General features: G+C 69.0%; 8 protein-coding genes. 6 read left to right on the top strand and 2 right to left on the bottom strand.

Annotated elements, in window-relative coordinates; all coding sequences use genetic code 11:
* Positions 1–46: 46 nt before the first annotated feature.
* Positions 47–1,489 carry an MFS transporter gene (locus ACWGO6_RS15245; RefSeq protein WP_452327128.1) on the bottom strand — a complete coding sequence of 481 codons (1,443 nt, stop codon included), beginning with the start codon at positions 1,487–1,489 and terminating at the stop codon, positions 47–49.
* Positions 1,490–1,548: 59 nt separating this feature from the next.
* On the opposite strand from ACWGO6_RS15245, the gene ACWGO6_RS15240 reads away from it, so the two are divergent.
* From ACWGO6_RS15240 to ACWGO6_RS15230, 3 genes are all read left to right on the top strand, one after another.
* Positions 1,549–2,058 carry a MarR family winged helix-turn-helix transcriptional regulator gene (locus ACWGO6_RS15240; RefSeq protein WP_136040910.1) on the top strand — a complete coding sequence of 170 codons (510 nt, stop codon included), beginning with the start codon at positions 1,549–1,551 and terminating at the stop codon, positions 2,056–2,058.
* Between the two features lie 59 nt (positions 2,059–2,117).
* Positions 2,118–4,166, top strand: a complete 2,049-nt coding sequence (gene recQ, locus ACWGO6_RS15235; RefSeq protein ID WP_452327127.1) for a DNA helicase RecQ — start codon at positions 2,118–2,120, stop codon at positions 4,164–4,166.
* Between the two features lie 148 nt (positions 4,167–4,314).
* The gene (locus ACWGO6_RS15230) at positions 4,315–6,381 is read left to right on the top strand and encodes an acyl-CoA dehydrogenase family protein (protein WP_452327126.1); all 2,067 of its coding nucleotides are present in this window, start codon (positions 4,315–4,317) and stop codon (positions 6,379–6,381) included.
* A gap of 140 nt (positions 6,382–6,521) precedes the next feature.
* On the opposite strand, the gene ACWGO6_RS15225 is transcribed toward ACWGO6_RS15230, so the two are convergent.
* Positions 6,522–6,971, bottom strand: coding sequence for a hypothetical protein (locus ACWGO6_RS15225; RefSeq protein ID WP_136040913.1), 450 nt, complete (start codon positions 6,969–6,971; stop codon positions 6,522–6,524).
* 130 nt (positions 6,972–7,101) lie between these two features.
* Here ACWGO6_RS15225 and ACWGO6_RS15220 point away from each other — a divergent pair, with 130 nt between their 5' ends.
* The 3 genes from ACWGO6_RS15220 (at position 7,102) to ACWGO6_RS15210 (ending at position 14,965) form a co-directional block, all read left to right on the top strand.
* Entirely contained in the window at positions 7,102–8,148 is a 1,047-nt protein-coding gene (locus ACWGO6_RS15220) for an NAD(P)-dependent alcohol dehydrogenase (RefSeq protein WP_452327125.1), read from the top strand.
* A 28-nt stretch (positions 8,149–8,176) separates the two neighbouring features.
* The gene (locus tag ACWGO6_RS15215; RefSeq protein ID WP_452327124.1) at positions 8,177–8,746 is read left to right on the top strand and encodes a DNA-3-methyladenine glycosylase I; all 570 of its coding nucleotides are present in this window, start codon (positions 8,177–8,179) and stop codon (positions 8,744–8,746) included.
* Between the two features lie 129 nt (positions 8,747–8,875).
* Positions 8,876–14,965 (top strand): Ig-like domain-containing protein, encoded by a 6,090-nt coding sequence (locus tag ACWGO6_RS15210; protein WP_452327123.1) that lies wholly within the window; start codon positions 8,876–8,878, stop codon positions 14,963–14,965.
* The last annotated feature ends 27 nt before the right edge of the window (positions 14,966–14,992 follow it).

The raw sequence follows: 14,992 nt of genomic DNA, 5'->3' as shown, positions 1-14,992 counted from the left end.
AACGGGGTGCCTCCAACCTACGCCCGCCCGTCGGGGGTGGGGGTGGTCAGCCGACCTTCTCCATCACGGAGGTTCCGTGCGCATCCTCCCGGCTCTTCTTGGGGAACAGGAAGGTCAGCGCCAGGAAGGCGACGAGCATGATCGCGGGGACGATCAAGGTCTGCTGATAAGCCTGCGCCGCCGTGCCCGACCCTGCGGCCTCGAAGAACACCGAGGCGAAGATCGCGACGCCGACCGCGCTCGCGATGGCCTGCACGGCCGTGAGCACGCCCGACGCCGAACCGATCTCGTCATCCTTCACCGCCGCAAGGATCGTGCTGAACAGTGCGGCGATGATCGCACCTCCACCGACCCCGAAGAGGGCGATGCCGGGGGCGATGGTCCAGATGCTGAAGTCGCCCGGCTGCTGCAGCTCGAACCACAGCAGCCCAGCGCCCAGCAGCTGGGTCACCGCGCCGAGTTGGAGCACGGATCGGCCGATCTTCTCCGCGAGCCACGCGCCGCTGATCGCACCGCCGACCGCGGAGCCGAGCGCGAGCGGAAGGTTGCCCAACCCCGCCTCACCCGCACTGAAGCCGTTGCCGACCTGCAGGAACAGCGTCAGCACCAGCTGGGTACCGGTCAGGCTGCTGAAGAACAGGGCGATGCCCACCAGTCCGAATGTGTAGGCGCGGCGGGTGAACATGGTCGCCGTGACGAGCGGGACTCCGCCGCGGGCGAGCAGCTGTCGCTGCTGCCAGCCGAAGATGACGAAGCCGGCCAGACCCGCGGCCACGCACGCCCACGCCCACACCGGCCAGTCCAGCTCGGGGCCGAAGGTGAGACCGAGCACGAGAATGCCGGAGGACGCGACGATGACGGCCGCGCCGAGCATGTCGATTCGGACGGCACGATCTCCGGATCGTCGCGGCAGGATGCGCCACGCCACGATCAGTGCGATGACGCCGATGGGGATGTTCACGAGGAAGACCGATCGCCATCCGAGACCGAGGATGTCGGCCTCGATCAGCCCGCCGCCGATGATGGGGCCCAGGATGCCTCCGAGGCCCAGCGCCGGACCGAAGATGCCGAACGCGACGGCGAGCTCAGTGCCGGAGAGGTTCTCGCGCAGCAGACCGAGGCCCTGGGGGAGCAGCAGCGCCCCGGCCGCGCCCTGGATCAGGCGGAACGCGATCAGCAGCTCAGCGGTCGGAGCGAGGGAGCAGAGCAGCGACGCGATCGTGAATGCGGCGAGTCCGAGGAGGAACATCCGCCGTCGTCCGTAGCGATCACCGAGGCGGCCGCCCAGGATCAGCCCCGCCCCCAACGCGAGCGCATAGCCGCCGATGACCCATTGCAGCCCCAGGGCATTCGTCCCCAGGGAGGACTCCAGCGAGGGACCGGCGACGTTGACGATCGTCGCGTCGAGCATGTCCATGATCTCGGCGGCGAGCATCACCCCGAGGATCGCCCAGCGCCAGCGATACGGAGTTTCGGTGGCCTTGTTCATTTCATCTCAATTCTTGATTATCAATCAAATTAGCAATAAGAAGTATTACCATGGAACGCATGGATGTCAAACGGCCCGAGCGGGCGCCGGAGGCGGGTTCGGCGTACGATCCGTCACGTCGGCACGACGCTGGCGAGATTCACGAAAGCGACATCCGCACCCGCGTGCAGCAGCTCACGATGAGGCAGCAACGCTTCGAGCGATCGATCGCGAAGCAGCTCGAACTCGATGCGCCGGGCCTAGAGGTGCTCGACCATCTCATCTCGCGTGGCCCCACGACTCCGACCGAGCTGGCTCATCGCGTCGAGATCTCGACCGCCGCCATGACCCTTGTCCTCAACAGGCTCGAGGACCGGGGGCACGTGCGTCGGGACCGGCATCCCTCCGACGGGCGCAAGCTCATCGTGACGGCGTCGGAGGATGCCGCAGCCGATGCCGAGCGCCTGATCGAACCGCTCATCGGCGAGGTCGAAGCGCAGATCGCCGCCATGAGCGACGAGGAACGAGCGACGGTGGCGAAGTTTCTCGACGACCTCATCCGCGCCTACGACCGGTCGACCGCGGGCTGAACCTCGTCGGCTGTGGATGACGCGCCGCCCGCGTCGGCGGGGGTCGTTACGCTGGAGGGATGCCGCAGACTCCCCGTGACCCGTACGCGGATCTGCCGTACGCCGACGAGCCCTACGACGACGGCTGGGAGTCGTCCGCACCGCCCGAGCCCATGGACTGGGAGCCGCAGGGCGCGGGCTACGAGCCGCCGCTCGACTGGGGGCAGGGGCCGGTCACTCCCGTGGCGCCTTCTTCATCCGCCGGCCGTGCGCCCGCCGTGCGCCGAGCCACCCCGAGCCGCTATCCGACCGCACGCGAGGCGCTGCACACCGTCTTCGGGTACGACGAGTTCCGCGGAGACCAAGCCGACATCGTCGAGCAGGTCATCGCCGGGGGAGACGCCGTCGTGCTGATGCCGACCGGTGGCGGAAAGAGCATCACGTACCAGGTGCCCGCGCTCGTGCGAGAGGGCACCGGGCTCGTCATCAGCCCGCTCATCGCGCTCATGCACGACCAGGTCGACGCGCTGCGTGCGAACGGCGTCAACGCTGCGTACCTCAACTCCACGCAGGCGATCGACGAGCGTCGTGAGGTCGAACGGGCCTACGTCGCCGGCGAGCTCGACCTCATCTACGTCGCCCCCGAACGTCTGTCGAACGCGCAGACCACGGCCCTGCTGCAGCGCGGAACGCTCAGCGTCATCGCGATCGACGAGGCGCACTGCGTGTCGCAGTGGGGTCACGATTTCCGCCCCGACTACCTGGCGCTCGGCGACCTGGGCGAGCGGTTCCCGGGGGTGCCGCGCATGGCGCTCACGGCCACCGCGACGGCCGCGACGCACAAGGAGATCACCGAGCGGCTGCACCTCGAGGGGGCTGCGCACTTCGTCGCGAGCTTCGACCGCCCGAACATCCAGTACCGGATCGTGCCCAAGGTCGACCCGCGCAAGCAGCTGGTCGCGTTCATAAAGGCGCAGACCCCGGTGAGCGACGACGGCGCGCAGCCCGCGGGCATCGTGTACGCGCTCAGCCGCAAGTCGGTCGAGCAGACGGCGACCTACCTCGCCGCTCAGGGGCTCGACGCGCTGCCGTATCACGCGGGTCTTCCCGCCGAGGTGCGGGCGGCCAACCAGGCACGCTTCCTCCGCGAAGACGGCGTGGTCATGGTCGCGACCATCGCGTTCGGCATGGGCATCGACAAGCCCGACGTGCGCTTCGTCGCGCACATCGACCTGCCGAAGTCCGTCGAGGGGTACTACCAGGAGACCGGTCGTGCCGGCCGCGACGGTGAGCCCGCGGTGGCCTGGATGGCGTACGGCCTCGGCGACGTCGTGCAGCAGCGCCGACTCATCGACCAGAGCCCCGGCGACCGCACGTTCAAGATGCGCATGGGGCAGCACCTCGACGCGATGCTCGCCCTGTGCGAGACGGTCGAGTGCCGTCGTCAGAACCTGCTCGGGTACTTCGGCCAGGAGTCGCAGCCCTGCGGCAACTGCGACACCTGCCTCGACGACACCGAGACGTTCGACGGCCTCGTCCCGGCGCAGAAGCTGCTCTCGACGATCGTGCGGCTCAAGCGCGAGCGCAACCAGTCGTTCGGCGCCGGACACCTGATCGACATCCTGCGCGGAGCCTCGACCGAGCGCATCCGACAGCAGGGGCACGACAAGCTCGCGACGTACAGCATCGGCAACGACCTCTCCGACCAGGACTGGCGCAGCGTCGTGCGGCAGCTGCTGGCCCGCGGCATCCTGGTGGCTCAGGGCGACTACGGCACCCTCGCGCCTGGCGAGCAGGCGGCGGGCGTGCTGCGCGGTGAGACCGCGGTGCCGCTGCGCAAGGACACGATCGGGCGTCCGACCTCGTCGTCGCGGGCACGCAAGGCGAGTGCTGCCGATGCGCTGGATGCCGGTGACCGCGGGCTGTTCGAGGCGCTGCGCGCCTGGCGGGCCGAGACCGCTCGTGAGCAGGGCGTACCGGCGTACATCGTGTTCGGAGACGCCACGCTCCGCGCCCTCGCCGAGCATCGTCCGGCTTCCCTCGCCGACCTCGACGGCATCACCGGCATCGGCGCCAAGAAGCGCGAGGCCTACGGCGAAGGCGTGCTGGCGGTCATCGCCGCCGCCTGACCGCCGCTGCGAAGGGTGCTCCTGTCGTGAGGTGACAACGCGAGGCGGGGGCATCCCGGTCCGCCGTTGGAGGATGCTCACAGCGCACTTCGTCTGGCTTTGTCGCAGACCTACCATGGGGGCACCCCTACTTTCCTGGAGGAATGCCATGGTCGACGCTGCCGTCCGTCCTTCGACGACACCCGATGAAACGCCCGCGACCGCGCTCGCCCCGCAGCTGGACGTCGCCCGAGTGAACGAGGCGCTGATGGGCACCTGGGGCGACGTACGCCGCCAGGCGCGCGAGATGATCAAGGACTCCGCATTCTGGCGCAAGGACGAGCTCGGCAAGGACGAGCACCGCGAGCGCGTGCTCAGCCAGCTGCACCTGCTGGTCGAGAACAAGGCCGTGCACCGCGCGTTCCCCAAGTCGCTCGGCGGCGAGGAGAACAACGGGGCGAACATCGCCGGCTTCGAAGAGCTCGTGGTCGCCGACCCGAGCCTGCAGATCAAGTCGGGCGTGCAGTGGGGTCTCTTCGGCTCGGCCGTGCTGCAGCTGGGCACGGCGGAGCACCACGAGAAGTGGCTCCCCGGCATCATGGACCTCTCCATCCCCGGCGCCTTCGCGATGACCGAGATCGGCCACGGCTCGGATGTGGCCGCCGTCGGGACGACCGCGACCTACGACGCGGCCACCGAGGAATTCGTCATCAACACCCCGTTCCGGGCCGCCACCAAGGAGTACCTCGGCAACGCGGCGCTGCACGGTGTCGCGGCGACCGTGTTCGCGCAGCTCATCACCAACGGCGTGAACCACGGGGTGCACTGCTTCTACGTGCCGCTGCGCGGTGACGACGGCAAGGACCTCCCCGGCATCGGCCGCGAGGACGACGGCCTCAAGGGCGGACTCAACGGCATCGACAACGGCCGCCTGTCGTTCGACCACGTGCGCATCCCGCGCACGAACCTGCTCAACCGCTACGGCGACGTCGCGGTCGACGGCACCTACTCGAGCGCGATCGGCAGCCCCGGGCGTCGGTTCTTCACGATGCTGGGCACCCTGGTGCAGGGCCGCGTGTCCCTCGACGGCGCGGCATCCTGGGCATCCGCTCTGGGCCTGCACATCGCGATCACCTACGCCACCCAGCGTCGCCAGTTCGACGGCGCGGACGGGCAGGAGGTCGTGCTCATGGACTACGGCAAGCACCAGCGTCGCCTGCTGCCGCGCCTGGCCACCACGTACGCGCAGATCTTCGCGCACGACGAGTTCCTGCAGAAGTTCGACGGCGTCTTCTCGGGTCGCACCGACACCCCGGCCGACCGCGAAGACCTCGAGACGCTCGCCGCAGCCCTCAAGCCGCTGTCGACCTGGCACGCTCTCGACACGCTGCAGGAGGCCCGCGAGGCCACCGGCGGTGCGGGCTTCATGTTCGAGAACCGCCTGGTGGGCCTGCGCGCCGACCTCGACATCTACGTCACGTTCGAGGGCGACAACAACGTGCTGCTGCAGCTCGTCGGCAAGCGCCTGCTGACCGACTACGCCAAGCAGTTCCAGGGCAAGGATGCGGCGGCGCTCGCCAAGTTCGCGGTCGGGATGACCGCGGGCAAGCTGTTCCACGGCGCCGGGCTCCGTCAGCTCGGCCAGGCCGTCTCCGATTTCGGGCAGGTGAGCCGCTCGGTCGAGCGAGGACTCCGTGAGGAGCAGCAGCACGATCTGCTCGCCGGACGCGTGCAGCAGATGGTCGCCGACATCGCGTCCCGCCTGCGTCCCGGCGCGAAGGACAAGGCTCTGGGCGCCCGCCTGTTCAACGAGAACCAGGCCGAGCTGATCGAGGCCGCCCGCGCGCACGGCGAGCTGCTGCAGTGGGAGGCGTTCACCGACGCCGTGCACCAGATCGACGACGCCGACACCAAGAAGGTGCTCACGTGGCTGCGCGACCTGTTCGGGCTGCAGCTCATCGAGAAGCACCTCGCCTGGCACCTGATCCACGGGCGTCTGTCGACCCAGCGCGCCGCGGCGGTGTCGAGCTACATCGACCGGCTGTGCGCGCGGCTGCGCCCGCATGCCCTCGACCTGGTGAACGCGTTCGGCTACGAGCCCGAGCATGTGCGGGCGCCGATCGCGAGCGGCATCGAGAAGCAGCGGCAGGACGAGGCCCGGGCGTACTACGCCGACCTCGCCGCCACCGGCAAGGCGCCGATCCAGGAGAAGGCGCTCAAGAAGCAGCAGCGCTGACCGTTCTGCAGCGGTTCATCTGTCGGGAGATCGTGCAAGGTGCAGGACGAATCCGCACGATCCTCCCGACAGATGTGCATCCTCCCGACCGGTGTACCGAGCGAGCCGGATGCTGACCGAGTCCGGCGAGACCGTGCCGGTCAGGATGACCACTTCGTGAGGTCGATGCCGCGCTCCTCCGCCAGCGCCCGGAGGTGCTCGGCGGAATCCGTCTCGACGCAGACGCACGCCTGCAATCCCGCGTCGTCCTCGTCGCGCAGCAGGTAGTAGCTGTTCGCGTCGGTCAGCAGCTCTCCCGCGGCGTCGCGGAACAGCCACCGGACCTTCACCAGGACGAGTCGCTCGGACAGCTCGTTCGTGTCGAGGAGCTCGTGGCTGACGGACGCGAGTCTGAGTTCGCGGTACAGGGGGTACGACTGCTTCAGCCCCGCGATCATCTCCTCCCGGGTGTCCAGGACGCCGGAGACCCGGTCATCCGCGATCATCCCGGGCGTCGACCACAGCGCCACCGCGGCCTCGGCGTCGAAATCCGACAGAGACGCTGCATAGCGGCCGAGGTACCCGTCGATGCGTTCGATGTCGATGCTCATGTGCCGAGGGTACGGAGTGCCCGCACGGACCGTCAGGGGCCTTGACGGACCGGGGTGGACGCCCCTCACGGGTAGGACGGGCGGCACGCGATGCGTAGGGTGGATGCCGCCACCAGAAGAAGGAGTCCCCGTGACCCGCGTCCACGCCTACGCCGCACCCCGCGAAGCCGCCCCGCTGGAGAAGACCGTGATCGAGCGGCGGGAGCTCGGACCGCTCGACGTGCTCATCGACATCGCGTACGCCGGCATCTGCCACTCCGACATTCACACGGTGCGCGGCGACTGGGGGCCGCAGAGGTATCCGCTCGCACCCGGACACGAGATCACGGGAACCGTCGCGGCGGTGGGCGAGGCCGTGACCCGGCACGCGGTCGGCGACCGCGTCGGCGTCGGCTGCCTGGTGAACTCGTGCGGCGAGTGCCGCAACTGCCTGCGCGGCGAGGAGCAGTACTGCACCGAGGGCGCGGTGCAGACGTACGGCAGCACGGACCGCGACGGCACCGTCACACAGGGCGGCTACTCCGAGCAGGTGGTGGTGACCGAGGCGTTCGTGCTGCGGATCCCGGACGCGCTGCCCTTGGATGCCGCAGCTCCCCTGCTCTGCGCCGGCATCACGACGTATTCGCCGCTGCGGCACTGGAACGTCGGTCCGGGCACCCGCGTCGCTGTGGTGGGTCTCGGCGGCCTCGGCCACATGGGCGTGCAGATCGCGCACGCGCTCGGCGCCGAGGTCACCGTGCTCTCGCAGACCCTGAGCAAGAAGGACGACGGCCTGCGACTCGGCGCCGACCACTACCGCGCGACGAGCGACCCGACGACGTTCCGCGAGCTGCGTTCGTCGTTCGACGTGATCCTGAACACGGTGAGCGCGGTGATCGATGTGCGCTCGTACCTGAGCCTGCTCGACGTCGGCGGCGCGCTGGTGTGCGTCGGCGCTCCCGCCGAACCGCTGTCGGTCGGTGTCATGTCGCTCATCGGCGGACGCCGTTCGCTCGCCGGATCCAACATCGGCGGCATCGGCGAGACCCAGGAGATGCTCGACTTCTGCGCCGAGCACGGTCTCGCCGCCCAGATCGAGGTGATCCCGGCATCCGAGATCAACGCCGCCTACGAGCGGGTGCTCGCCTCCGACGTGCGGTACCGGTTCGTGATCGACGCGGCCACCTTCGCCGACTGACGTCGGTGGGGGCCGATACGTTGACACGATGACCTCTCTTCTCACGGGCCCGGACGCCCGCGACCGCTGCGCCTGGGTGGGCGACGACGACGAGTACCGCCGCTACCACGACGAGGAGTGGGGTGTGCCCCTGCACGGCGACCGCGCACTGTTCGAGAAGATGGCGCTCGAGGGCTTCCAGGCCGGGCTCTCGTGGATCACGATCCTGCGCAAGCGTCCGCGGTTCCGAGATGTGTTCGCCGGCTTCGAGCCCGAGGCGGTGTCGGAGTTCGATGAGGCCGATGTCGAGCGGCTCATGACGGATGCCGGCATCATCCGCAATCGCGCCAAGATCCTGGCGACCATCGGCAACGCCCGTCTCGTGCGCGCGATGGCGCCGGGCGAGCTCGACGAGCTGATGTGGTCGTTCGCCCCGGTGGCATCCGCCACCCGTCCGGCGTCGTTCGCGGAGGTTCCGGCCGTCACCCCGGCATCGACGGCGATGAGCAAGGAACTGCGTCGACGAGGGTTCCGCTTCGTGGGGCCGACCACCATGTACGCCCTCATGCAGTCGGCCGGGATGGTCGACGATCACATCGCGGGGTGCTGGCGCGCCTAGCAGGTTGCCGTGGGGACTTCTCCCCATCGAGCGGAATATCAGTGCACGGTTAGGATGTACGAGTGCTCAGCGGCCAGTCGGGCCCGCGCACGAGTAATCGGAGAGTGTGACCCTGGGGGGGAACCGGGCATGAAGGCCTTGTCATGGATGCGCGCGCGACCCAAGACGCTGGCGTCCGCCGCGGGCGTCACCGTCGGCGTCATCGCCATCACGACCATGGCCTTCACCTATGAGGGGTTCCCGACCACCAAGGTCGACCTGAACGACGGCGGCGTCTGGATCACCAAGACGTCGAGCCTGCTCGTCGGCCACTTCAACAACGAATCCACGATCCTCGACGGCGGTCTGCGCACCACCAGCGAGAACTACGACATCCTCCAGGCCGCTGCCAACGTGCTCGTCGTCGACGAGAGCGCATCCACGGTCACCGCGATCGATCCGGCCAGGGTCTCGCTCGGCGACTCCACGATCATCCCCTCGTCCGCCAAGGTGGCGATGGGCGCCAACACGGCAGCCATCCTCGACGAGAAGTCCGGTGACCTCTGGGTCGTGCCGGTGCAGGGCATCGCCTCGTTCGAGATCGAGGCGGCCGAGCCCATCGTCGAACTCGGCGAGAACTCCGATGTGACGGTGGCCGAAGACGGCACCGTCTTCGCGCTCTCCGGGGAACGCGGCGAGGTCGTCACCGTCCCCGTCGACAACGAGGGTGCTCCCGGCGAGGCATCGGCCGCGTCGGTCGGCGAACTCGACCTGTCGGTGCGCCCCACCATCACCGCCGTCGGACGCACGCCGGTCGTGTTCGACGAGGCGGCCGGGGTCGTCACGACTCCCGGAGGCCTGCGCACCGAGCTTAAGGGCGCGGCGGACGCCGTGCTGCAGCAGGCGTCGGCCGAGACCGATGCCGTCGCGATCGCCACCCCGACGGCACTCGTGCGCGTCCCCCTCGACGGCGGTGAGCCGGAGCAGACCTCGGCGGGCGGCGACGGCACTGCGGCGGCGCCGGTCTGGCTCCGCGGCTGCACCTACGGGGCCTGGGCGGGATCGGCCACCTTCATCCGCGAATGCCCCGGCGACGGCAACGATGTGAACTCCCCGATCGACGGCGCCGAAGACTCCGCGAGCCTGACGTTCCGCGTCAACCGCGACGTGATCATCCTCAACGACGCGGTCGGCGGCGCCGCCTGGATGGCGAACGAGAGCCTGCAGCGCGTCGACAACTGGAACGACCTGACCCCGCCCGAGGGCGAGACGGAGAACCAGGAGGACTCGACCGAGGAGACGGTCGAGACCACGCTCCCGGAGCGCAGCGAGGAGAACACGCCTCCGATCGCCGAAGACGACTCGTACGGCGTGCGCCCCGGCGCCACGACGCTGCTCCCGGTGCTCGACAACGACAACGACCCCGACGGCGACGTGCTCGTCGCGGCGCTCGCCGAGGCACAGCCGTCCATCGGCACCGTGCAGCCGATCAACAACGGCGGCTCGCTGCAGATCACCGTGGGGGAGAAAGCCTCCGGCACGGCCAGCTTCACCTACGAGGTCGACGACGGCCGCAAGGGCAAGGACACGGCGGTCGTGTCGCTCGCGGTGCACGACTGGAACGAGAACGCCGCCCCCACGTCGAAGCGGAAGACCTCACTCGCGGTCGAGACCGGCGGCACGATCTCGTACAACATCCTCCCGGACTGGATCGATCCCGACGGTGACGACATCTACCTGAAGGAGGTGCTCGCCGCCCCGGGCGACGAGGTCGACTTCAGCAAGGACGGCCAGATCACCTACAAGGCGACCGCGAGCCTGCAGGGGCGGAAGGACGTGCAGGTCACCGTCGCAGACGCCTTCGGCAAGCTCGGCACCTCGACCATCGCCCTCGACGTGCGCCCGCAGGGCTCGACGAACCCCAAGACCAACGCCGACCACGTGATCACGCGGGCGGGCGAGCAGGTCACCGTCGCCCCGACCGCGAACGACACCAGCACCTCGCGCGAGCAGCTGCGTCTGAGCCGGGTGCTCGACACCCCCGGCGCCACGATCGTCCCGAACACGGCCAACAAGACCTTCTCCTTCATGGCCGAGAAGCCGGGCGTCTACTACGTGCAGTACCAGGTGACGACGGGTCCGAAGAACGGCGAGGGCATCGTCCGCGTCGACGTGATGCCCGAGTCGGAGACCGATCTGCCACCCGTCGCCGTCCGCGACGTCGCACTGCTGCCCACCGGCGGCGACGTGCTGCTGGGCGTGCTCAACAACGACACCGACCCCGCCGGCGGCATCCTCGTCGTGCAGTCGGTGTCGCTGGAGCCGAGCAGCGGCATCTCGGTGTCGGTCCTCAACCACGAGACGCTGCGGATCACGGATCAGGGCGCGCTCGAGGAGCAGGTGCGCGTCAAGTACCGCATCTCGAACGGCTCCAAGTCGGCCGAGGGCGAGGTGGTGGTCATCCCGATCCCCGCGCCGGAGGAGCTCCTGCAGCCGATCGCCAACCCCGACACGGCGACCGTCCGCGTCGGTGATGTCGTGACGATCCCTGTGCTCGACAACGACACCCACCCGAGCGACGACGTCATGCACGTCGAGCCCGAGCTCATCGAGCCGTTCGTCGACCCCGAAGACGGCGAGGCCTTCGTGTCGCAGGATGCGGTGCGCTTCAAGGCGGGCCCCGAGGCCAAGACGGTGTACCTCACGTACGAGGTCTCCGACTCGCGCCAGCAGAAGGCCGCCGGCTACGTCACGATCCAGATCCTCCCGATCGACGAGGAGAACAACGCGGCACCGCGTCCGCAGGACCTCGTCGCCCGCGCGCTCGCCGGCACCGAGGTGAACATCGCGGTGCCGCTCGACGGCATCGACACCGACGGCGACTCGGTCGAGCTCGTGGGCATCGAGTCGAGCCCCACCAAGGGACGCATCACCAACGGGCCGAACTACTTCACCTACGAGGCCTCCGACGGAGCATCCGGCGTCGACGTGTTCAAGTACCGGGTGCGCGATCGGCTCGGCAAGGAGGGCATCGCCACCATCCGCGTCGGCATCGCTCCCACCGAGCAGACCAACCAGCCGCCCTACGCGGTGAAGGATGCGGTGGTGGTGCGACCCGGTCGCGAGATCGCCGTGCCCGTTCTCGCGAACGACTCCGACCCCGAGGGCGACAAGGTCTCGCTCCTCAAGGACGGCCTCGAGCTTCCCGACGGCCTGGAGGCGCGCGTCTCCGGTGACCGGGTGCTCGTGCAGGCGCCGAACGGCCCGACCGAGACCTCCCTGCAGTACACCGCGGTCGACGCCCGTGGGGCCGAAGCCACGGCGACGCTGCAGATCACGGTCGACGAGGATGTTCCGCTCCAGGCGCCGGTCGCCCGCGACGACCGCCTGCAGCCGGTGGACCTGAAAGACGGCGGCCTGAGCGCCGACCTGGAGATCCTCGCCAACGACGAGGACCCCGACGGCACCACCGACAGCCTCACCGTCGAGGTCGGGGAGGGCGGCACGCAGCTCGAGAACGGCAAGGTGCGCGTCACCGTCACCGACGAGCTGCAGCTGATCCGCTACACCCTCGTCGACCGCGACGATCAGCGGGCATCGGCTTTCATCTTCGTGCCCTCGCGATCCGATCTGCGCCCGACGCTCACCTCGACGAAGCCGCTCGAAGTGGTCAGCGGCGAGACCGAGGAGATCCCGCTGTCGGAGTACGTCACCGTCGCCGGTGGTGGCGACGTGGTGATCACCGAGAAGGAGAGGATCAGCGCGAACCACGCCGACGGCGCCGACCTGCTCAAGGACGAGAGCACCCTCGTCTACACCTCGGCCAAGGGATTCTTCGGACCGGACTCGCTCACCTTCGAGGTGACCGACGGCGACGGACCCGACGACCCCGAGGGGCGCAAGGCCACGCTCAGCATCCCGATCAACGTGCTGCCGCCCGAGAACCAGCAGCCCACCTTCGTGCAGGGACAGGTCAACGTCGCGCCCGGAGAGCCGGCGACCTCGCTCGATCTGGCCGCCCTCACCGACGACCCCGACCCCGAAGACGAGGGCAAGCACGACTACTCCCTCGTCGGCGGCGAGGAGAAGGGCGTCTCCGCCCGGATCGACGGCGACGACAAGCTCGTCGTCGAGGCCGCATCGAACGCCAAGAAGGGCACCGCCGTCACGCTCAAGATCCGCATCTCCGACGGCACGACCGAACCGGTCGAGGGCACGGTCGAGGTCATGGTCACGGCCTCGACGAGGTCGATGCCGGCGGCGAACACCGACACGATCGCCGAGGCGGATGCGGGCAAGACCATCACCGTGCCCGCGCTCGCGAACGACTACAACCCGTTCCCCGAGACGCCCCTGAAGATCGTGACCGCGGTCGCGGAGTCGGGTTCCGGCGAGGTCACGTTCACGGACAGCGAGGTCACCGTCACGCCGAACGAGTCGTTCGTGGGAACGCTCGTGGTGCGCTACCGCATCCAAGATGCGACGCAGGATGCCGACCGCGAGGTCAACGGCCAGATCGTCGTCACCGTGCAGGATGTGCCGGATGCGCCCGGCGTCCCGGTCATCGCGAGCGTGCAGGACCGGACGGTCGTCGTGTCGTTCTCGGCACCCTCGAACAACGGCGCCGAGATCACGAAGTACACCGTGAAGTCGGTCGGCGGCAGCTCGTACAGCAAGGAGTGCCAGTCCACGACCTGCACGCTCGACGGCCTGACCAACAACGTCGAGTACACCTTCCAGGCGACCGCGACCAACCGCGTCGGCGAGTCCGAGCCGTCCGCGCTGTCGGCTCCCGCACGGCCAGACGCTCGTCCGGACACCCCGATCCCGCCGACCCTGGTCTTCGGCGACAAGTCGCTCAAGGTGGCGTGGACCACCCCGTCGACGCCGGGTTCTCCGGTCGACCGCTACACGCTCGAGATCTCGCCCGCGCCGCCCTCCGGCATCACGCAGAAGGAAGTCACGGGCAACTCCACCACGTGGGAGGGTCTCGAGAACGGCTCCGACTACCAGGTCAGGGTGCAGGCGCACAACAGGGCGCCCGACCCCTCCAGCTGGAGCGGCTGGTCGTCATCCGAGATCCCCGCCGGTCCTCCGCTTCCGGCAGCGGCTCCGACCACATCCGAGCTCGCGCCGGTCAACGGTCGCGCGCAGATGTCGGTGAACTGGGGCAACCAGGACAACAACGGCGACGCCATCCGCGGCTACCGACTCGAGGTGCTGCGGGGCGGCCAGGTCGTGGACACGATGACCCCCGGGCCGGAAGCCAGGAGCCAGACGGTCGTCGTCGACCCGTCGGAGACGGCGTACACCTATCGCATCCAGGCCTACAACAAGGCCGGTTGGGGCGAGATGAGCCCGCCCTCCGCGCCCCGACGCGGCGTGGTTCCGCCCGGAGCGCCGACGAGCCTGAAGGTCGTCGAAGAACGCGACCGTGCGCTGGTGATCGACTTCCGTCCGGGGTCGAGTGGTGGCGCGTCTGCGGGCGAGATCACCTACGAGTACCGGCTGGACCGCGGCGGCTGGAACGCTCTGCCGGGCAACAAGACCATCGGCGGGCTCACCAACGGCCACAACTACACCGTCGAGGTGCGGGCCATTAGCCGCCTCCTCACAACGGACTTCGCGGGGTCGAGCTATGCCGGCGCCGTCTCGAACGCCGCGCAGGGCAACCCGCACGGGAAGCCGTCCGCGCCCGATGTGAGGGCGGAGTCGCTCGAGACGCAGGTGCGCCTGAACTGGAACGCGAACGGCTCGGCGAACGGACGCAACATCGACACGGTGCAGATCAGCGTCGACGGGGGCGGGTGGCAGAACGTCGGCATGTCCGGATCGGTCAATGTCGGCACCTACAGCGAACATCACACCATCAAGGCCCGAGCGAGGGACAACACCGGTGCCTGGTCCGACGAGAGCCCGACCAGGGGCGCCACCGCGAAGGACCGACCGCAGCCGCGCTGGTGGGCCTCGCAGGGCGTGGACTCCCGCAACTGCAGTCCCGATACGTGCTATTACCTGAACCTGAACACGGCGAACGTCCCCGCGGGCACGTACATGATCCGCTGCCTCGACAACGGGCAGCCGTACCGCTCGTCGTCCGGGCAGACCTCGACATACAACCGGTACAACGTGCCCGCGAACGGCACGATCCAGCTCTCCTGCTGGCACGGCGGCATGGGCAGGACCCTGCAGGCCGATATCCAAGGCGTCGGTTGGTCCGAAGGCACCAGCTGGCCGTAGCGGCCACGGCTCCCGCTCCACGAACTC

Source organism: Microbacterium sp. NPDC055665, assembly GCF_053618035.1.
This window is presented reverse-complemented; position numbering and strand designations above follow the sequence as displayed.